Here is an 18,786-nt window from a genome sequence, read left to right on the forward strand (position 1 = left end):
CATCGATTTGGGAAGCAGAATCGCCTGCGGCGGCACCGGAGGCGCCCCGGGCGCCGCCTCCATCCCGGGTACCTGCCAGCGCCGCACGCCGCTGCTACCCTGCGCCATGGCCTCCGCCCCGCGACTCCTGCTTCCCGACGTGCCGGCGCTCGTTGCCGGCTTCGGCCGGGCGGTGCTGCTCACCCCCGAAGGCGAGATCGAGACCCTCACGGCCAGGGACGCCGCATCACGTCTGCGTGGCACGGCGCCGATGCTGGTGCACGCCCCCGCCACCGCGCGCCGCCTTGGCCTGCCCGGCCTTGAGGCCGCCCACGACCTGCTGGAGCTCTTCGCCTTTTGCCGGCCCGCCGAGCCCTGCGCGCCGACGCCGCGCGGCCTGGCACTCGCCCTCGACCTGCCACAGCCGAAGGATGAGGAAGCCGCCGCCGCCCTGCTGCCGGAGATCGCCACCCACCTCCTGCGCCACCTCGCCGAAGGTCGCGACATCGCCCGCAACCGCGACGCCGCCGGCCTCGCCGCGCGCATGGGGGAAGCCGGCTGGTCCTGGGCGCCCTCCGTGCTGGCCGCGCTCGGCGAGCCCACGGCGAAGCCCTCCGCCCACGCCTACAAGGTCTGGCGCCGCCTGCCGGAATGGGAGGAAGCGGCCCCGCCGCCGCCGCCGGCCTCCTTCGCCGTGGAACCCGCGGAGGCCCGCCGCCGTCTGGCCGAGATCCTCGGCGACGGCGCCGAACAGCGCCCGCAGCAGGCCGACTATGCCTCCGCCGCCGCCGGCGCCTTCGTCCCGCGCGAACACCCCGGCGCCCCGGCCCTGGTCCTGGCCGAGGCCGGCACCGGCACGGGCAAGACCCTCGGCTACGTCGCCCCGGCCAGCCTTTGGGCCGAGAAGAACGGCGCGCCGGTGTGGATCTCCACCTTCACCCGCAACCTGCAGCGCCAGATCGACCAGGAGACGGCGCGCCTCTTCCCCGACCCGGAGGAACGCCGCCGCCGCGTCGTGCTGCGCAAGGGGCGGGAGAACTACCTCTGCCTGCTGAACCTCGACGACCTCACCGCCGCCGGTCCGCCGCCCTACCTCGCCATCGCCCTCGGCCTGGTCGCCCGCTGGGCGCTGGCGACGCGCGACGGGGACCTGATGGGCGGCGACTTCCCGGGCTGGATCGCGGAGCTCTTCGGCCCCGGCGCCGTGCTGCCGCTGGCCGACCGGCGGGGCGAATGCATCCACTCCGCCTGCCCGCACTACAAGGCGTGCTTCGTCGAGCACTCGATCCGCCGCGCCAAGACCGCGCATATCGTCATCGCCAACCACGCGCTGGTCATGGTCCAGGCGGCGCTCGGCGGCGGGGAGGACGGCGCGCCGCTGCGTCTCGTCTTCGACGAGGGCCACCACCTGTTCGACGCCGCCGATTCCGCCTTCTCCGCCGATCTGACCGGCGCGGAGATGGCCGAACTCCGCCGCTGGCTGCTCGGCGCCGAGGGCGGCCGGTCCCGCGCCCGCGGCCTGCGGCGACGCCTCGAGGAACTGATCGGCGACCGCCCGGACCTCAACGCGCCGCTCGATGCCGCGCTGCAGGCGGCGCGCGCGCTGCCGGTGCCGGGCTGGCCCTCCCGCCTCGCCGGCGACCCGCGCGCGCATCCGGACGAGACACCCAACGCCGGCGAAGCCTTCCTCCGCGCCGCGCGGGAGCAGGTGCTGGCGCGGACGCAGGACGCCCGAGACGCCGGCCTCTACGATTCCGAATGCGACCTCTTTCCGGTGACGGCGGCGCTACCCCCGACCGCGGAGGCGCTGGACCGCGCGCTGCGGCGCCTCGAGGAACCGTTGACCGCGCTGCGTGACCGCCTCGCCGCACGGCTGGAGGAGGAGGCCGAGGAGCTTGAGGTCGGTGACCGCATCCGCATCGAATCCGCCTGCCGGGCACTCGACCGCCGCGCGCTGATGCCGATCCGCGCCTGGGCCGGCATGCTGGCCACGCTCCAGGGCGACCGGCCCGAGCCCGGCGTCCGCCCCGTCTTCGTCGATTGGCTGAGCCTGGAACGCCGCGGCGGCACCGACACCGATGCCGGCATGCACCGCCACCACCTCGACCCGACGGAGCCCTTCGCCCGCGCCGTCGCCGCCCCGGCGCATGGCGTGCTGATCACCTCCGCCACGCTGCGCGACGAGGCGGAGACCGAGGAGGACGATCCCGAAGCGGTCTGGCGGGAAGCCGAGGCCCGCACCGGCGCCGCCCACCTGCCCAATCCGGCGATCCGCGCCGCCGTCCCCTCCCCCTTCGACTACGCCGCGCGCACGCGCTGCCTGGTCGTGACGGATGTGGCGAAGGAGAACACCGGCCAGGTCGCCGCCGCCTTCCAGGCACTGTTCCTCGCCGCGGGCGGCGGGGGCCTTGGGCTCTTCACCGCGATCCGGCGGCTCAAGGACGTACAGGCCCGCATCGCCGGGCCGCTCGAACAGGCCGGCATCCCGCTCTATGCCCAGCACGTGGACGCGATGGACAACGCCACGCTGGTCGATGTCTTCCGCGCCGAGGAACACGCCTGCCTGCTCGGCACCGACGCGATGCGGGACGGGGTGGACGTGCCGGGGCGGTCGCTCCGCCTGCTGGTCTTCGACCGCGTGCCCTGGCCGCGGCCGACCATCCTGCACCGGGAGCGGCGGCTGCATCTCTCGGGCGGCCGCCCCAAGAACTATGACGACCGGGTCGCCCGCCACCGGCTGCGCCAGGCCTTCGGCCGGCTGATCCGCCGCGCGGACGACAAGGGGGTTTTCGTGATGCTCGACCGGTCCTGTCCTTCCCGGCTGCTGGCGGGGCTGCCCTCGGGGGTGCTGATCCGCCGGCTGGGACTGGCGCAAGCGGTGGCCGAGACCAGGGATTTCCTGGCCTCGCCGTGAGCAGGTCATGAGCGGGCCTTGTCCCGCAGGCGGGAAGGTTGGGTACTGAAGGCCGGAGGGGCCTTGCCCCTCCGGGCCACCCCACCAAAGGCCGAAAGGCCTTTGGAAACCTGAACTTGGTGCCGGGCTAAGCAGGCGGTTCCGGATCGCCACGGCGCGCGCCGTGGCGCGGATGCGGGTTGTGGTGCTGGTCCTGACTGCGGCAGGGCTTCCCGGTCGGTCATGCGCAGCCCCTTCCGTCTGCGCCCCGGCGGGGGCATCCTTTCCCCGGAACTTGGCGGGAGGAGAAATTCCATGCCCATGACGCTCGACAGTTTCGTGCAGCGCGCCCGCGCAGCCCTGAAGGATCACCCCGACACCACGGGCCGCGAGATGGTGTGCGACCTGGTGCGGGAGGCGCTGAAGGACACCGCCTTCGTTGCCGCGCATATCAACGACGGGACGCCGGAACGGCAGGTTCTCTATGAGGATCCGGAACTCGGCTTCACCGTGCTTGCGCACGCCTATACGGGTGCCAAGACCTCCGGCCCGCACGACCACGGCCCGTCCTGGGCGATCTACGGCCAGGCCGCCGGCGAGACGATCATGACCGACTGGGAATGCCTCGCCCGTCCGACCGAGGCGACGCCCGGCAAGGCGAAGCGCATCCGCGACTACGCGATGAAGCCCGGCGACGCCTACCTCTACGAGCCCGGCGTGCTGCATTCGCCGCGCCGCGACGGCCCGACGCGCCTGCTGCGCATCGAGGGGCTGAACATGGACCGCGTGAAGCGCCTGCCCTACCAGCCGGTCGACGCGGCGGCATAGGGTCCGCGATCAGGGGAGGGCTCTGCCCTCCCCCGAACCCCCTCCTGCCAGAGGCCGAAGGGCCTCTGGACACCGGGACCTGATCGGGGATGACCGGGGCGCGTCGCGCCGGGCGGTGCGGCGATGCGCCGTCCCTGCCCCCAATGAATCTCATGGTTTCCAAAGGCCTTTCGGCCTTTGGCGGGGAGGCCCGGAGGGGCGGCGCCCCTCCGGCTGCTATCTTCGCGCCGCCGTCACCCGTGCCCGATAGCTTTCCACCCGCGCCTTCAACCCGGGCCGCGCGACCGATCGCGCAAGCGCGGCAAGGTCGCCGGCATCATCGGCATGGCGCGTCCGCCCGTGCAGCGCCGCGACAGTGGCCGCGTCGAGGCGCGTCGCCGCGGCATGCGCGGCACCGATGGCGCCCTCCGTTGCCTCCTCCTCGATCAGCGCCGTGGCGAGGCCGAGGTCGAGCGCACGCTGCGCCTCGACCGCCCCGCCCGCCAGCAGCAACTGCCGCGCCGCGGTGTCGCCCACCAGCCCGGCCAGCCGCCCGGTGCCGAGCACCAGTCCGAAGGCCGGCCCCGGAAAGGCGAAGGACGATCCGCGCAGCGCGACACGATGGTCGCACACGGCAAAGAGGTCTGCGCCCGCACCGAAGACGCGCCCGCCGGCGATCGCCACGGTCGTCACCGGCAGCGCGTGGATCTTCTGCAGCAGCATCTCGATGCGCAGGATGCGCAGCGCGAGGTCGCCATCGCCGATGGTATCGAGATCCGCGAGATCGAGCCCCGTGCAGAAATTCCGGCCACGCCCTCGCAGGACGATCAGCCGCGCGCCCTCGGCCAGCGCGCGGTCAATCTCGGCATCCAGCGCCTCGACCATGTCCGGCCCGAGAGCATTGCCGCGCTCGGGCCGCGACAGCCATAGCGTCGCCGTGTCCTCATGGGGTTCCGCCACGACCGGCGCCGCGCTCACCTCACTCATCACATCCTGTCCCAGCCCGTGGGCGACGAAGGCCCCTCACGCCACCAGCGCCCCGTCGCGCGCCGCCACGCGCCCGGCGGAGACCACGAGCCGCCGGACCGGCCGCGCCACCACCGCTTCCGCGAGGCTGCGCGCTTCCACCAGCACCAGGTCGGCCCGGGCGCCAGGTGCCAGACCGTGGTCGCCGAAGCCGCATCCCCTCGCCCCCGCGCCGGCGACGCACTCGAAGGCCAGCGCAACCTCGTCGTCGCGGCGGAAGTTGTTGCGCAGGCCGATGAGCATGGCGCGCTCCAGCATGTCGGGCGAGCCATAGGGCGTCCAGGTGTCGCGGATGCCGTCATTGCCGCCGAAGATCGTCACCCCCGCCGCGCGGCAGGGGCCGACCAGCGGCACCGGCCGCGATGCCGGCGCGGTGGTGGCGATCGCCACGCCGAGCGCGGCCATGCGCGCCAGCAGCGCATCGCGCTCGCGTTCCGCGAGGTCGCCGAGGCAGAAGGCGTGGCTCACCACCACCTTGCCCTCCATGCCGAGCGCCCGCGTGCGTTCGAGGATGAGGTCGAGCGAGAAGGCGCCCATGCTCCCCGGCTCGTGCAGGTGGATATCCACCGGCTTGCCGTGCTTCTGCGCCAGGCCGAAGACGATATCGAGGTGCCGCACCGGATCGCGCTCGATCGCGCAGGGATCAAGGCCGCCGACGATGTCCGCCCCCATCGCCAGCGCGGCATCGAGCAGCCTGTCCGTCCCCTGGCGCGCCAGCATGCCGGATTGCGGGAAGGCGACGATCTGGATCTCCTGCACCGGCGCCATCGTCGCGCGCGTTTCCAGCACGCGCTCGACATGACGGGTGCCGGCGGCGGTGTCCACATCGACATGGCTGCGGATGCGCGTCGTGCCGGCGGCGAGGAAGGCCTTCGCCATGGCGAGAGACGCCGCCCCCGCATCATGCCCGGTGCGCGCGCGCCATTCGCGCTCGGTGTCGATCTTGTCCTCGATGCGCGGGCCGACCTCGTTCACCAGCCAGTCCGGCAGGTGGAAGGTGGTCTTGTCGAGATGCGTGTGGCCTTCGACGAAGCCCGGCAGCAGCAGCATGCCGCGCCCGTCCTCCACTGCCACGCCCGGCGGTGCCGCCAGCCCCGGCGCCAGGGCGGCGATGCGCCCGCCCTGCACCAGCACGTCGAGCGGCGCGCCGCCCAGCGGACGGACGTCGCGCAGCAGCAGATCGGTCATGACGCCCCCAGTATCCAGTCACGGAACAGGTCGAGGTCGATGTTGCCGCCGCTGAGCACGACGCCGACGCGGCGGCCGGCCATGCGCGCGCCTTCCTGCGCGAGCGCGGCGAGCGGCGCGGCACCCGCGCCTTCCGCGAGGTTGTGCGTGTCCTGCCAATAGGCGCGAACGGCCGTCGCGACCTCGTCGTCGGTGACCGTCACGATGCGCGTCGCGCCGCGCCGGATGATGTCGAGCGCCACCGCATCCGGCACGCGCGTCGCCATCCCGTCCGCCTGCGTCTCGGCCTTCGGCGTCGTCACCACATGGCCTGCGGCAAAGGACAATGCGTAAGAGGGCGCCCCCACGCTCTGCACACCGATGATCTCGGTGGACAGGCCGAGGAGGTCGCGCGCCAGGATGCAGCCGCAGATGCCCGAGCCCATGCCGATCGGAACATACAGCGCATCGAGCGGCGGGCTGGCGCGGAAGAATTCCAGCGCATAGGTCGCGACGCCGAGCACCAGGTCGCGCGCGAAGGACGGCGCGAATTCCAGCCCCTCGGCCGCGGCGAGGCGCATCGCCTCCTCCCGCGCCGCGTCGAAATCCTCTCCATGCTCGATCAGCCGTGCGCCGAAGGCGCGCATCGCGGCGTTCTTCTCGCGGCTGTTGCCATGCGGCACGAGGATCGTCACCGGTACGCCGTGCCGCTTCCCGGCATAGGCGAGCGATTGCCCGTGGTTGCCGCGTGTCGCGCTGACCACGCCGCGTACCTCCGGGCGTTCGCGCGCGAGCCGTTCCATGTAGACCAGCCCGCCCCGCACCTTGAACGCACCGGTCGGCGTGTGGTTCTCGTGCTTGACCCAGACCTCGGCGCCGGTGCGCGCCGCCAGCAGCGGCCAGGCGATGGTCGTCGTCGGCGCGAAGGTGCGGTGCACCAGCGCCGCGGCCTGTTCGAGTTCGGTCAGTGTGAACATCTGCCCCCGCCGGCGGTCATCGCCCTGCCATGGGGCGCGCTGCGCCGCGCGGCGCGTCTCCCCCGTGCGTCAGGATGCATCCCTGCACGTCATCCGCAAGGCAGCGGACGATGCGTGGCGCGCGTGGCGGCTCCGCGGATTGGCCACCGCATTTCGGGAGCGCCCGCCCGTCGGGCATCGTGCAGGCCGATGGTCCCGGCTGTTCCATCGGCCGCAGGAGCGGGGCGGGCCGATGCCCGCCAACCCGCTGGTCAGATCGGCTTGAGGTTGATGGCCGCGGCCTTTCCGCGTTCCGTCGCCACGTCGTAGCTGACCTTCTGGTTCTCGTTCAGCCCGGTCAGGCCCGCCTTCTGCACGGCGGTGATGTGGACGAACACGTCCTTGCCGCCATCCTGGGGGACGATGAAGCCGAAGCCCTTCGTCGCATTGAACCACTTCACGGTGCCGATCGCCATGCGATCCGTCTCCTTCGCCGCCGCCGGCTCGAATCCCGGACCGGCTGTGTCCCAGCCGGCCCCGGATCGGCTTGGTTGCGACCGGGCATCCGGAGGCACGGCAAGGCGAGGCCAGGATCGGTTGGCCTCGCGATCAGACACGGATCGCGCCGGCAGCGTCAACCAAAGCGTGCGGTGTGCGCCGCAGCGGAAAAATCATTCCACGCGGATGCCGAGTTCGGGGATGGTGCGTGCCCAGAAGGCGTGCTCGTCGCGCACCTGCGCGGCGAAGGCCTCGGCGCCGACCGGCGTGGCGAGCGGTTCGAGCCCGTCGCGGCCGAGCTTCTCGTGGAAGGCCGGCATGGCGGCGATCTCGCCGGCCAGCGCGCGCAGCGCCGCGATCGGGGCCTCCGGCGTGCCGGGGGGATAGAACAGCCCGTGCCACCCCGTCACCGCATAGCCGGCGAGGCCCTGTTCGGCGACCGTCGGCACGTCGGGGAAGGCGGGTGACCGCCGCGCGCCGGTGACGGCGATCGCGCGCAACTGCCCCTCGCGCACCAGCGGGATCGCCGGCGGCGGGGAGGAGATGTTGAACTGCACCGTGCCGTTCACCGCATCCATCAGCGCCGGCGCCGTGCCGCGATAGGCGACGTCGGACAGCTCGATCCCCGCCATGCGCGCGAGCAGCTTGCCGGCGAGGTGATTGTTCCCGCCATTGCCCGAATGGCTGAAGGTGATCTCGCCCGGCTTCTGCCGGGCAAGCGCGATCAGTTCCTGCAGGTTGGTCGCCGGGAAGCGCGGATTGGCCACGAGGATGTACTGGTAGTTCGCGAGGATCCCCACCGGCACCAGTGCGCGTGCCGGGTCCTGCGCCGCCTCGGTGCGGTAGACATGCGGGTTGATGACGATGTTCGAGGAGACGGCATAGAGGAAGGTGTAGCCGTCGGCCCGTGCGCGCACCGCCTGCGTCGTGCCGATGTTGCCGCCCGCGCCGCCTCGGTTCTCCACCACCACCGGCTGGCCGAGCTTCTGCGACAGGAGCTGCGCGAATTCGCGCCCGACGATGTCGGTGCCACCGCCCGCCGCGTAGGGGACGATCATCGTCACCGCACGGTTGGGTCGCCAGGCTGCGCCCTGCGCAAGCGCCAGCGTCGGCGCGAAGAGGGTGGGAGCAAGGAGGAGGCTGCGGCGCTTCATGGACGTTCCCGACGTTGCGAGGATCCGCCTTCCATAGCACCTCCCGGCGGCCGGGCGCCAAGCGGCATCCGCGGCACGCCGGGCCTCAGCGCGGCAGGGGCGGATCGCCGGCGGCGAAGATCAGCCAGTCGCTGCCGATACGGCGGCCGGCGACATCCTCCGGCGTCACGACCGGCAGGGTGTCGTCATGCTCGATGCTGCGCAGCACGGGGTAGCGTTCCGCGAGCCGCCGCAGCAGGGCCGCGGCGTCGTAGCCTCGTGCGGCGTTGATCTCGATGACCAGGTGCGGCCGCCAGCGGGCGAGGACGGCCTGCATGCCCTGCAGGATCTCCGCCTCGGCGCCCTCCGCGTCGATCTTGACGAGATCGAGTCGCGGCCATCCCTCCAGCCGCGCGTCGAGCGTCGTCACCCGAACGGCATGGCCGCCCTCCGCGGCGCGGGGCATCAGCGCGGCGTTCATCGGTGCGCCGCCGGGGACCGCAAGCCGCCGTCCGTCCTCGGCGGCGGCGCCGAGCGCCGCTTCCTCGACCGCGACGCGCGCGGCGAATCCCCCCATCAGGAGGTTGGCCCGCAGCAGCGGCGCCACGGCGGGGTTCGGCTCGACGGCGAGGACCTGGCCCGCCTCTCCCACCATCTCCGCCATCAGCAGGCTGTAGTAGCCGACATTGGCGCCGACATCGGCGACGTGCATCCCGACGCGCAGCGTGCGCAGGAAGAACCGCGTCAGCCAGAGTTCCCAGTAGCCATCGAGGATGAGATGCGGCGTGAGGGTGCGATCCTCGGCCGGCAGGTACATCTTGTAGCGGCCGAGCACCCGGCACAGCACGGTCCCGTCCGCCAGGCCCGTCGCCTGGCACCGCGCGCGGATGGCATGCTTCGCGCGGTCCGGCCGCATGTGGCGAATGAGGTGCAGTGGCAGCGGCCCCCCGGCGGGCACGCCGAACAGGTGCTCGCGCCAGGACGCGAATGGCGGCAGCAGGCGCAAGTCGAACCCTCCTGGCCGGATCCTGCGGCGCAGCGGCCACGAACGACAAGGGCGCGGGCCTTTCGACCCGCGCCCCGCCTTCCGTCCGGAAGATCCGGATCAGAAGTCCATGTCGCCCATGCCGCCGCCCGGGCCGCCGGCCGGAGCCGACTTCTTCTCCGGACGCTCGGCCACCATCGCCTCGGTGGTGATCAGCAGGGAGGCCACCGAAGCGGCATCCTGCAGCGCCGTGCGCACGACCTTGGTCGGGTCGATGATGCCGGCGGCCACCAGGTTCTTGTACTCGTCCGACTGCGCGTCGTAGCCGTACTCGTAGGTGTCGGAACGCAGCACCTCGCCCGCGACCACGGCGCCGTCCTTGCCGGCGTTCTCCGAGATCTGGCGGATCGGCGCCTGGATCGCGCGGCGCACGATCTCGATGCCGACCTGCTGGTCGTTGTTGTCGGCCTTGAGGCCGGCCAGCTTCTGGGAAGCGCGCAGCAGGGCCACGCCGCCGCCCGGGACGATGCCTTCCTCGACCGCGGCGCGGGTCGCATGCAGCGCGTCGTCGACGCGGTCCTTGCGCTCCTTCACCTCGACCTCGGTCGAGCCGCCGACGCGGATCACGGCCACGCCACCGGCGAGCTTCGCCAGGCGCTCCTGCAGCTTCTCGCGGTCGTAGTCCGAGGTGGTCTCCTCGATCTGCGCCTTGATCTGCTCGCAGCGGCCGGAGATGTCCTCCTTCTTGCCGGCGCCCTCGACGATCGTGGTGTTCTCCTTCTCGATCCGCACCTTCTTCGCGCGGCCGAGCATCTGGAGCGTCACGTTCTCGAGCTTGATGCCGAGGTCTTCGCTGATGACCTCACCACCGGTCAGGATGGCGATGTCCTCGAGCATCGCCTTGCGGCGGTCGCCGAAGCCCGGGGCCTTCACGGCGGCGATCTTGAGGCCGCCACGCAGCTTGTTGACGACCAGGGTGGCCAGCGCCTCGCCCTCGACGTCCTCGGCCACGATCACCAGCGGCCGGCCGGACTGCACGACGGACTCGAGCAGCGGCAGCATCGGCTGAAGCTGGGACAGCTTCTTCTCGTGGATCAGGATGTACGGGTCATCCATCTCCGCGATCATCTTCTCCGCATTCGTGATGAAGTACGGGGAGACGTAGCCGCGGTCGAACTGCATGCCCTCGACGACGTCGAGCTCGGTCTGGATGCTCTTCGCTTCCTCGACCGTGATGACGCCCTCGTTGCCGACCTTCTCCATCGCCTGGGCGATCATCTCGCCGATCTCGGTCTCGCCGTTGGCGGAGATGGAGCCGACCTGCGCCACTTCGGCGGAGGTGGTGATCTTCTTGGTCTTGGACTCGAGTTCCTTGACCACCTCGGAGACCGCACGGTCGATGCCGCGCTTGAGGTCCATCGGGTTCATGCCGGCGGCGACCGCCTTCGCACCCTCGCGCACGATGGCCTGGGCCAGCACGGTCGCGGTGGTGGTGCCGTCACCGGCCAGGTCGTTGGTCTTCGAGGCCACTTCGCGCACCATCTGGGCGCCCATGTTCTCGAACTTGTCGGCCAGCTCGATCTCCTTGGCGACGGTCACGCCGTCCTTGGTGATCCGCGGCGCGCCGAAGCTCTTGTCGAGCACGACGTTGCGACCCTTCGGGCCCAGCGTCACCTTCACGGCGTCGGCCAGGATGTCCACGCCGCGCAGCATCTTGTCGCGGGCGGTGGCGCCGAACTTCACGTCCTTTGCAGCCATTGCTCTCTACCTCTGGAATCTCGGTTGATCGGGAAGGCGGAAACGGCGCCTCAGGCGGCCTTCTTCGCCTCGGACGTGCCCTCGAGGATGCCCATGATGTCGGACTCCTTCATGATGAGGAGCTCCTCGCCATCGAGCTTCACCTCGGTGCCCGACCACTTGCCGAACAGGATGCGGTCGCCGGCCTTCACGTCGAGCGGGCGAACCTCGCCCTTCTCGTTGATGGTGCCCGCGCCGACGGCGACGACTTCGCCTTCCTGCGGCTTTTCCTTCGCGGTGTCGGGGATGATGATGCCGCCGCGGGTCTTCTCTTCGGCCTCGATGCGGCGAACGAGAACGCGGTCGTGCAGGGGACGGAACTTCATACTGGAATCCTCTCCTGAGCCTCGGGTTGATGACGGCTCGCCCTGGGAAGCCTGGCCGGTTGCCGGAACACCCCGGCCGTTAGCACTCCCCCCAGAGGAGTGCCAGCGATCTAAGCCCGACCTGCCGGCCCGTCAAGCGTTCGGCAGCACTCGTCGAAGGCGAGTGCTAATAATCTGATTATAAACAATTTTTCTTGGCCTTCGCTGCACCGCACATGTCATCCTGATGACGGCAACCCGCCCCGAGACGGCGGGGCCACGACAGAAACCGCACGGCTCACCACCCCCAAGGGAAAGGAAAGACCACGGTGCTGCAGGGACTGGAACCGATCCTCCGAATCCCCGACTGGCGCATGACGACGGCGGAGCTGCTCTACCACCTGCCGGATCACCCGCACGTCCTGCAGTCCTATGTCTGGCAGAAGATCGACCACGCGCCGGATTTCCCGGAGCTGTCCCGCTTCCTGGAGTTCTGGCGGCGGGAGATCGAAGGCCCGCTCCATTCCGTCCGGGTCGCCTGCACCGCGCTGACCCGCCCGGCGGAGCTGCGCTACACGAACGGGGTCTTCACGCTGCACTGACACGGTCGGCGAGAGGACTGTAGGCTTCCCCACCGCCACGCGAAGCGGCGGAGGGAGGAAACCGGCGTGGACCTGCTGCGCAGCATCCTGGAGGGCTCGCCCATGCTGGCCCTCTTCATCGCGATCGGCCTCGGCTATGCGCTCGGCCAACTGCCGGTGCTCGGCGTGACCTTCGGCGCCGGCGCCGTGCTCTTCTCGGGCCTCGCCATCGGTGCGGTCGCGCCACGGGCGGCACCGCCCGGCCTGGTCGGCACCCTCGGCCTGCTGATGTTCCTCTACGGCACCGGCATCCAGTATGGGCCGCAATGCGTCGCCGGCCTCAAGGGCCCCGGGCTGCGCTGGATCCTCCTGGCGCTCCTCGCCGTCGTCGCCGCGCTGTTCGCCGCCCAGGCCGTGGGGGGGCTGCTGGGGCTGCCGGTTGCCATGTCGGCCGGCATGTTCGCCGGCGCCGGCACCAGCACATCGGCGCTGCAGGCCGCCATCACCGCCGCGGATGGCAGCCCCCAGCCGACCATCGGGTACGCGGTCGCCTATCCGGTCGGCGTCATCGGCCCGATCCTGCTGATGGGCTTCATGCTCCGCCTCTTCCGGCTGGAGATCCCGGCCCCTGCCCCCGCGCTGCGCCATGCGGAGGTCACGCTGCGACCCGACATGCCGTCGCGCACGGTCGCCGAGATCGCGGCGGATCTGCCCGAGGGCGTCATGGTCCTCGCCATGCGGCACGAACACCAGAACGCGCCGGCCGAGCCCGGCGCCCGCCTTGCCGGCGGCGACGGCCTGTTGATCCTGGGCCCGCCCGAGGCGGTGGACCAGGCCGTCCACCGGCTCGGGGAGGAGGAGGAAGGCCGCCTCGGCAAGGATCGCGCCGCCTACGACATGGTGCGCGTCATCGTCTCCAGGCCGGCCTTCCGCGGGCGCACCCTCGCGACCATGCCGATGCCGCCCTTCCCGATCCGCGTCGCCCAGGTCAGGCGCGGGGATGCGGTGATGCTGCCGGGGCCGGAGCTCGAACTGGAATACGGCGACGTCCTGGTGCTGCTGGCCGAGAGCGGCCGCCGACCCGAACTCGCCGCGCATTTCGGCGACAGCGTGAAGGGCAATGCCGAACTCTCCTTCGTCTCGATCGGCATCGGCATGGCGTTCGGGCTGCTGGTGGGCATGGTCAGCATCCCGCTGCCTGGCGGGGGCGGCTTCAGCCTCGGCGTCGCGGGCGGGCCGCTCGTGGTCGCGCTGATCCTCGGATGGCGCGGCAGCACCTTCGGCATCGGCTGGCGCATGCCGGTCGCCGCCAACATGGTGCTGCGCAACTTCGGGCTGTCGATCTTCCTCGGCCAGGTGGCGATCGCCTCCGGCCGGCCGTTCGTGGAGACGGTGGCGGCGCAGGGCCCGGCAGTGCTGGCCGGCGCCGCGCTGGTGCTCGCGACCATCGTCCTGACGGTGCTGCTGATAGGCCACTTCATCCTGCGCATCCGCGTCGACGACCTGTTCGGCGTCTGTGCCGGCGCAACGGGAAACCCGGCGATCCTCGCCGGCGCCAACCGGCTGCTCGGCAGCGACCGCGCCGATGTGGGCTACGCCATCGTCTTCCCCACCATGACCATCGCCAAGATCGTCGCCGTGCAGTTCCTGCTCGGCTGACCGACGCGGAGGCCACCATGCGTATCGCCATGTTCAGCACCAAGCCCTACGACCGCCGCAGCTTCGAGGCCGCGCCGGGCGCGGCGGCGCACGAGATCCTGTTCCTCGAGCCTCGGCTCGCCCCGCTCACCGCGCCGCTCGCGGCCGGGGCGGAGGCGGTCTGCGCCTTCGTCAACGACGACCTCTCGGCGCCGGTGCTGGAGACCCTCGCGGCCGGCGGCACGAAGCTCGTGCTGCTGCGCTGCGCCGGGTTCAACCATGTGGACCTGGCGGCAGCGGAGCGGCTCGGCATGGCCGTGGCGCGCGTGCCGGCCTATTCGCCGCATGCGGTCGCGGAATTCACCATCGGGCTGATGCTGTCCCTGGTGCGCGGCATCCACCGCGCCTACCAGCGCACGCGGGACGGCAATTTCGCGCTGGAAGGGCTGCTCGGCTTCGACCTGCACGGCAAGACGGCCGGCGTGATCGGCACCGGCAAGATCGGCGCGCTGGTCGCCCGTACCCTCGCCGCCGGCTTCGGCTGCCGCGTCCTCGCCCATGACGTGCATCCGGACCCGGCGCTCGAGGCGATCGGCGTCGTCTACACCGACCCGCGCAGCATCGCCGCCCAGGCCGACATCCTGACGCTGCATTGCCCGCTGACGCCCGAGACGCGCCACGTGGTGCGCGCGGAGACCCTGGCGCTGGCGCGCCCGGGCCTGGTGCTGATCAACACCAGCCGCGGCGGGCTGGTGGACACCGAAGCGGCGATCGAGGCGCTGAAGTCAGGCCGGCTCGGCGGCCTGGCGATGGATGTCTACGAGCAGGAGGCCGATCTCTTCTTCGAGGACCTCTCGAACGAGATCCTGGCCGACGACGTGATCGCGCGGCTGCTGACCTTCCCGAACGTGCTGGTGACCGGCCACCAGGCCTTCTTCACGGCCGAGGCGCTGGGCGCCATCGCCGAGGTGACGCTGGCGAACGCGAGACGCTTCGCGGCCGGAGAGCCGCTCGGCGCGGCGGAGGTCACCTTCGCGGCGAACGCGCCACGTCACGGCTGATGCCCGGCCCGCGGCCGGATCGCCGGCGCCGTGATCACCGCGCGCCGGCGGGGGCGAGCGCCTTGTCGGCCGGTCGCGCATCCATCAGCCCGGCGACGATCGCCCGGCGCACCGGCGCGAACGCCGCCCCGGCGCCGATCAGCGCCGCCCGCGCCAGCCGCGCCGGCGCCCGGTCGTCGGAATAGAGCCGTGCCACCGCATTGGTCGCCAGGAACAGCGGCAGCGTCGCGCGGCGATGCGCCGAAGCATAGCGCGCCAGCGCCCCGCCCTCACCCGGATCCCTGCCCGACCCGCGGATCCCAGCCGCCAGCACCTCGGCGCCCGAGAGGCCGAAATTGAAGCCATGCGCGGTGACCGGGTGCATCCCGACCGCGGCATCGCCCAGCAGCGCCAGGCGCCGCCCCGCGAAGCGATGCGCATAGACCGCGACCAGCGGATAGGCATGCCGCGTCGCCACCGGCCGCATGGCGCCGAGCCGCCCTTCGTAGCGCCGCGTCACCTCGTCGCCGAACGCCTCTGCGTCCAGCGCCATCACCCGCTCCGCCTCATGCGGCGGCAGGGTGAGCACGACCGAGGACACATCCCCGTTCAGCGGCAGCATGGCGATGGTCTGGCCGTGGCCGAACCATTCCGTCGCGATGCCCTCATGCGGGCGTTCATGCGCCACGCGGGCGACGATCATGGTCCGCCCGAAATCCAGCATGGCGGCGCCGATGCCCGCCCGCCGCCGCGTCTCGGAGAACCGGGAATCGGCGGCGACGACCAGCGCGGCCCGCACGTCCTCGCCGCCATCGAGCGCGACCCGCGCGCCCGCGGGCAGCAGCGCCAGGCCCGTGACGGAGCGCCCCGCCACCAGCCGCGCATCCCGCCCGGCGGCGGCCATATCGAACAGGGCGCGCCGAATCAGGTGATTGGGCACCAGCCGCCCGAGCGGCTCCTCTTCACCGCCCGGCGCGAAGCGCAGCGCGAAGGGCGTCGCGCCGTTGATCACCCTCGCCTCGCGTAGCGGCGCCGTCTCCGCCGCCGGGATTCGCTCCCAGGCGCCCAACGCACGCAGGATGGCCTGCGAGCGATGGGTCAGCGCGATCTCCCGCCCATCGAAGGCCGGTTCGGCGATGGATGCCTCGGGCGATCGCTCGAGCAGCGTCACCCGCAGCCCGCTGCCCTCCAGCGCGCAGGCAAGGGCGAGCCCGGCCGGTCCCGCCCCGATGATCGCGACATCCGTTTCCATGACCCTGTCTCTCCCGGACGCCCCGCGGCGTCCCTGATCCGGCGCAACGGGCGCGTCAGCCCTCCGCGTCTTCCTCCAGCGCGCGGCCGGCCCGGTGCCGTCGCAGCAGCATGTAGCCGAGCGCCGCCGAAACCGCGAACAGCCCCGCCGCCAGGCCGAGCTGCCACGCCCCGTCCACCCGGATACCCTTGCCGAGCAGGGCGAAGATCACCGTCTGCGGCAGGTAGCCGATGGCCGAGGCCGCCAGGAACGGCACGAAGGGGATCGCCGCCATCCCGGCCAGCAGGTTCAGCGCCAGGTTGTTGCCCACCGGCAGCAGCCGCAGCGCCAGTGTCGCGTTGAAGGGGCTTCCGGCCAGCACGTCGCGCAGCGGCCGCAGCCGGTGGCCGAAGCGCCCGGCCAGCCGCCGTTCCGCCCAGCCCCGCCCGACCGCCCGCGCCCAGGCATAGGAGACGGCGCAGCCGACCGCCTGGGCGACCAGCGACAGCGCCGTCCCCTCCACCGTGCCGAAGGCATAGCCGGCGAGGAAGGCCACCCCCTGTCGCGGCGCCCCCGCCGCGGTCGCCGCCGCCCCCATGGCCACGAAGACCACATCGCCGAGCAGCCCCTGCCCGAGCACCCATTGATCCACCCAGCCGGTGCCGGGCGCGAAGCCGACGCTGCGCAGCAGCAGCCCCGCCGCCGCCAGCCCGATCGCGAGGATCGCCAGCTTCAGCAGCGCCCTGCGCCGCCGCGCCGCCGCGGCTTCGGCGGTCATGGCCCCTCGTCGCGCTCGATCGCCGGCCGCCGGCCGCGCCGCTGCAGCCAGGCCACCCCCACCAGGTCGAACAGCCCGACCAGCAACCGGTCGAGCGTCCCGTAGTTGGAGGTGCCGCGCACCCGCGGCCGATGGTTGACCGGCTCGCTCACCACCGTCCCGCCCTGGCGCAGCGTCAGCGCCGGCAGGTAGCGGTGCATGTGGTCGAAATGGGGAAGTTCGAGGAACAGGTCGCGCGGAAACACCTTGAGGCCGCAGCCGGTATCCGGCGTCGCATCCCGCAGCAGGCGGGACCGCACCGCATTGGCGATGCGGCTGGTGTAGCGCTTCACCCCGCTGTCCTTGCGGTTCACCCGGTGGCCGGCGACCAGGGTGCGCCGGCCGGCGGCGTGCTCGGCCTCGGCGCGGGCGAGCAGGCGCGGAATATCGGCCGGGTCGTTCTGCCCGTCCCCGTCCAGGGTGGCGATCCAGGTGCCGCGCGCCGCCTTCACGCCGGTGACGATCGCGGCCGACTGGCCGCAGGAGTCGCGATGACGGATCGCCCGCAGCGGCGCGCCGGCGGCGCGCGCCTCGCGCAGCGCCTCGGGGGTCGCGTCGGTCGATCCGTCGTCGACATAGACGATCTCGTGCGGCACGGCGGCGAGCGCGGCCTCGATCTCCGCCACGAGGGGCGCGATGTTCGGCGCCTCGTTGCGGACGGGGATGACGACGGAGAGCTTCGGGGGCGCGGCGGCATCCGGCGCCGCCGCGGCGGGCCCGGACCCGGCGCGGGGCGCGGGAACCATGCGGCGGGCGGTAGCAGCCCGGCCCTTCCCGGGCAAGCAGCCGCCGCCCCCCGTGCGCAGCGCGGGCGGCTCCCCTATATCGCGCCGATGCCTTTCGATCCCCGCGCCCAGGCCGTTCCACCCGCCGAAGACTCCGCCGACCGCCGCCGCGCCGTGGCGCGATGGCTGCTGTTCGTGGCCGCCCTGGTCTGGATCATGGTCGCGATCGGCGGTGCCACGCGGCTGACCGGATCCGGCCTTTCGATCATGGAATGGGCGCCGGTCACGGGTATGCTGCCGCCGCTCTCGGATGCGGAGTGGCAGCGCCTTTACGATCTCTACCGGACCATCCCGCAGTATCAGCTCGTCAACCGCGGCTTCGGTATGGAAGGCTTCAAGGAGATCTTCTGGCTGGAGTGGACCCACCGCTTCTGGGGGCGGCTGATCGGCATCGCCTATGTCGCCGGCCTCGCCTGGTTCTGGCTGCGCGGGCGGGTCCCCGCGGGCCTCAAGCCGCGCCTGCTGCTGCTGCTGGCGCTCGGCGGGCTGCAGGGGGCGGTGGGCTGGTTCATGGTCGCCTCCGGCTTCGAGGCCGACCGCACCGCCGTCTCTCCCTACCGTCTCGTGATCCATCTCGGCATGGCGCTGCTGCTCTATGCCATGCTCCTCTGGACCGCGATGACACTGCTGCGCCCGATGCCCGAGCCGAGGCCCGCGCCGCCGGCCCTGCGCCGCTGGACCCATGCCGCAGCGGGGCTGGCGCTGCTCGCCATGCTCGCCGGCGGCTTTGTTGCGGGCATCCGGGCCGGCTTCGACTACAATACCTTTCCTCTGATGGAGGGACGCCTGGTGCCCGAGGGCTATTGGCGCCTGGAACCGGCCTGGAAGAATCTCACCGCGAATATCCCGGCGGTCCAGTTCAACCACCGGCTGCTCGCGACCGCGGCGCTGGCCGCTTCGGCGTGGGCGGCGCTGCTCGCATGGCGCAGCCTGCCGCGCGGGCGCGTGCGCGGCGCGATCATCGGTCTCGGCATCGCCGTCGCCCTGCAATACGCACTCGGCGTTGCGACCCTGCTCGCGGTGGTCCCGGCTTGGCTCGGCACGCTGCACCAGGCCGTCGCCGTGCTGGTGCTGACCGGGGCCATGCTCGCCATGCACGCGCTGCGTCGCCCCGCCGCATCGGTCACGCCCGGGTGACGGCGGAGAGC

Annotated in this window: 17 protein-coding genes; 6 read left to right on the forward strand and 11 right to left on the reverse strand. The window is 72.1% G+C overall.

The features are described 5' to 3' along the window. Positions 1 to 106 precede the first annotated feature (106 nt). Both GXW74_RS04330 and GXW74_RS04335 read left to right on the forward strand, forming a co-directional pair. Complete coding sequence (locus tag GXW74_RS04330; RefSeq protein WP_211845055.1) at positions 107 to 2,893, forward strand: ATP-dependent DNA helicase; 2,787 nt, start codon at positions 107 to 109, stop codon at positions 2,891 to 2,893. A gap of 294 nt (positions 2,894 to 3,187) precedes the next feature. Continuing rightward, positions 3,188 to 3,700 carry a cupin domain-containing protein gene (locus tag GXW74_RS04335; protein WP_211845056.1) on the forward strand — a complete coding sequence of 171 codons (513 nt, stop codon included), beginning with the start codon at positions 3,188 to 3,190 and terminating at the stop codon, positions 3,698 to 3,700. Between the two features lie 216 nt (positions 3,701 to 3,916). Here the strand turns inward: GXW74_RS04335 and GXW74_RS04340 are convergent, their stop codons facing one another. From GXW74_RS04340 to groES, 8 genes are all read right to left on the reverse strand, one after another. Further along, positions 3,917 to 4,666: an enoyl-CoA hydratase/isomerase family protein gene (locus GXW74_RS04340; protein WP_211845057.1), complete on the reverse strand. Its 750-nt coding sequence runs from the start codon at positions 4,664 to 4,666 to the stop codon at positions 3,917 to 3,919. 36 nt (positions 4,667 to 4,702) lie between these two features. Further along, positions 4,703 to 5,893, reverse strand: a complete 1,191-nt coding sequence (locus GXW74_RS04345) for an amidohydrolase family protein (protein WP_211845058.1) — start codon at positions 5,891 to 5,893, stop codon at positions 4,703 to 4,705. Then, positions 5,890 to 6,849, reverse strand: coding sequence for a threonine dehydratase (locus GXW74_RS04350; protein ID WP_211845059.1), 960 nt, complete (start codon positions 6,847 to 6,849; stop codon positions 5,890 to 5,892). Before GXW74_RS04350 ends, GXW74_RS04345 begins: the two co-directional genes overlap by 4 nt. Positions 6,850 to 7,100: 251 nt before the next feature. Beyond that, positions 7,101 to 7,304 carry a cold-shock protein gene (locus GXW74_RS04355; RefSeq protein WP_211845060.1) on the reverse strand — a complete coding sequence of 68 codons (204 nt, stop codon included), beginning with the start codon at positions 7,302 to 7,304 and terminating at the stop codon, positions 7,101 to 7,103. Between the two features lie 195 nt (positions 7,305 to 7,499). Further along, entirely contained in the window at positions 7,500 to 8,480 is a 981-nt protein-coding gene (locus GXW74_RS04360; protein ID WP_211845061.1) for a Bug family tripartite tricarboxylate transporter substrate binding protein, read from the reverse strand. Positions 8,481 to 8,565: 85 nt separating this feature from the next. Further along, positions 8,566 to 9,465 (reverse strand): FkbM family methyltransferase, encoded by a 900-nt coding sequence (locus tag GXW74_RS04365; RefSeq protein WP_211845062.1) that lies wholly within the window; start codon positions 9,463 to 9,465, stop codon positions 8,566 to 8,568. A gap of 99 nt (positions 9,466 to 9,564) precedes the next feature. Beyond that, positions 9,565 to 11,202, reverse strand: a complete 1,638-nt coding sequence (gene groL / locus GXW74_RS04370) for a chaperonin GroEL (RefSeq protein WP_211845063.1) — start codon at positions 11,200 to 11,202, stop codon at positions 9,565 to 9,567. 50 nt (positions 11,203 to 11,252) lie between these two features. Beyond that, positions 11,253 to 11,567: a co-chaperone GroES gene (gene groES / locus GXW74_RS04375; RefSeq protein ID WP_211845064.1), complete on the reverse strand. Its 315-nt coding sequence runs from the start codon at positions 11,565 to 11,567 to the stop codon at positions 11,253 to 11,255. 308 nt (positions 11,568 to 11,875) lie between these two features. On the opposite strand from groES, the gene GXW74_RS04380 reads away from it, so the two are divergent. The 3 genes from GXW74_RS04380 to GXW74_RS04390 all read left to right on the forward strand — a co-directional run bounded on the left by GXW74_RS04380 (position 11,876) and on the right by GXW74_RS04390 (position 14,826). After that, positions 11,876 to 12,148, forward strand: a complete 273-nt coding sequence (locus GXW74_RS04380; RefSeq protein ID WP_338148135.1) for an usg protein — start codon at positions 11,876 to 11,878, stop codon at positions 12,146 to 12,148. 66 nt (positions 12,149 to 12,214) lie between these two features. Then, positions 12,215 to 13,786 (forward strand): aspartate:alanine exchanger family transporter, encoded by a 1,572-nt coding sequence (locus GXW74_RS04385; RefSeq protein ID WP_211845065.1) that lies wholly within the window; start codon positions 12,215 to 12,217, stop codon positions 13,784 to 13,786. A 17-nt stretch (positions 13,787 to 13,803) separates the two neighbouring features. Continuing rightward, positions 13,804 to 14,826: a 2-hydroxyacid dehydrogenase gene (locus GXW74_RS04390; protein ID WP_211845066.1), complete on the forward strand. Its 1,023-nt coding sequence runs from the start codon at positions 13,804 to 13,806 to the stop codon at positions 14,824 to 14,826. A gap of 34 nt (positions 14,827 to 14,860) precedes the next feature. On the opposite strand, the gene ubiM is transcribed toward GXW74_RS04390, so the two are convergent. The 3 genes from ubiM to GXW74_RS04405 are packed head-to-tail and all read right to left on the reverse strand — an operon-like array spanning position 14,861 to position 17,599. Further along, positions 14,861 to 16,057: a 5-demethoxyubiquinol-8 5-hydroxylase UbiM gene (ubiM, locus tag GXW74_RS04395; RefSeq protein ID WP_211845067.1), complete on the reverse strand. Its 1,197-nt coding sequence runs from the start codon at positions 16,055 to 16,057 to the stop codon at positions 14,861 to 14,863. Positions 16,058 to 16,112: 55 nt separating this feature from the next. Beyond that, on the reverse strand, positions 16,113 to 16,814 hold the full coding sequence (locus GXW74_RS04400; protein WP_211845068.1) for a TVP38/TMEM64 family protein: 702 nt from the start codon (positions 16,812 to 16,814) through the stop codon (positions 16,113 to 16,115). Next, complete coding sequence (locus tag GXW74_RS04405) at positions 16,811 to 17,599, reverse strand: glycosyltransferase family 2 protein (protein WP_211845069.1); 789 nt, start codon at positions 17,597 to 17,599, stop codon at positions 16,811 to 16,813. The genes GXW74_RS04400 and GXW74_RS04405 overlap by 4 nt, the downstream gene beginning before the upstream one ends. 87 nt (positions 17,600 to 17,686) lie before the next feature. On the opposite strand from GXW74_RS04405, the gene GXW74_RS04410 reads away from it, so the two are divergent. Beyond that, positions 17,687 to 18,775 carry a COX15/CtaA family protein gene (locus GXW74_RS04410; RefSeq protein ID WP_211845070.1) on the forward strand — a complete coding sequence of 363 codons (1,089 nt, stop codon included), beginning with the start codon at positions 17,687 to 17,689 and terminating at the stop codon, positions 18,773 to 18,775. Positions 18,776 to 18,786: the final 11 nt, after the last annotated feature.

Source organism: Neoroseomonas eburnea, assembly GCF_018129005.1.
GTDB classification, from domain to species: domain Bacteria; phylum Pseudomonadota; class Alphaproteobacteria; order Acetobacterales; family Acetobacteraceae; genus Neoroseomonas; species Neoroseomonas eburnea.

Excerpts from the sequence above, each read along its gene's own strand:
- GXW74_RS04330 (WP_211845055.1), top strand. The coding sequence starts at position 107 with ATGGCCTCCGCCCCGCGACTCCTGCTTCCCGACGTGCCGGCGCTCGTT.
- GXW74_RS04335 (WP_211845056.1), top strand. The coding sequence starts at position 3,188 with ATGCCCATGACGCTCGACAGTTTCGTGCAGCGCGCCCGCGCAGCCCTG.
- GXW74_RS04340 (WP_211845057.1), bottom strand. The coding sequence starts at position 4,666 with ATGAGTGAGGTGAGCGCGGCGCCGGTCGTGGCGGAACCCCATGAGGAC.
- GXW74_RS04345 (WP_211845058.1), bottom strand. The coding sequence starts at position 5,893 with ATGACCGATCTGCTGCTGCGCGACGTCCGTCCGCTGGGCGGCGCGCCG.
- GXW74_RS04350 (WP_211845059.1), bottom strand. The coding sequence starts at position 6,849 with ATGTTCACACTGACCGAACTCGAACAGGCCGCGGCGCTGGTGCACCGC.
- GXW74_RS04355 (WP_211845060.1), bottom strand. The coding sequence starts at position 7,304 with ATGGCGATCGGCACCGTGAAGTGGTTCAATGCGACGAAGGGCTTCGGC.
- GXW74_RS04360 (WP_211845061.1), bottom strand. The coding sequence starts at position 8,480 with ATGAAGCGCCGCAGCCTCCTCCTTGCTCCCACCCTCTTCGCGCCGACG.
- groL (WP_211845063.1), bottom strand. The coding sequence starts at position 11,202 with ATGGCTGCAAAGGACGTGAAGTTCGGCGCCACCGCCCGCGACAAGATG.
- groES (WP_211845064.1), bottom strand. The coding sequence starts at position 11,567 with ATGAAGTTCCGTCCCCTGCACGACCGCGTTCTCGTTCGCCGCATCGAG.
- GXW74_RS04390 (WP_211845066.1), top strand. The coding sequence starts at position 13,804 with ATGCGTATCGCCATGTTCAGCACCAAGCCCTACGACCGCCGCAGCTTC.
- ubiM (WP_211845067.1), bottom strand. The coding sequence starts at position 16,057 with ATGGAAACGGATGTCGCGATCATCGGGGCGGGACCGGCCGGGCTCGCC.
- GXW74_RS04400 (WP_211845068.1), bottom strand. The coding sequence starts at position 16,814 with ATGACCGCCGAAGCCGCGGCGGCGCGGCGGCGCAGGGCGCTGCTGAAG.
- GXW74_RS04405 (WP_211845069.1), bottom strand. The coding sequence starts at position 17,599 with ATGGTTCCCGCGCCCCGCGCCGGGTCCGGGCCCGCCGCGGCGGCGCCG.
- GXW74_RS04410 (WP_211845070.1), top strand. The coding sequence starts at position 17,687 with ATGCCTTTCGATCCCCGCGCCCAGGCCGTTCCACCCGCCGAAGACTCC.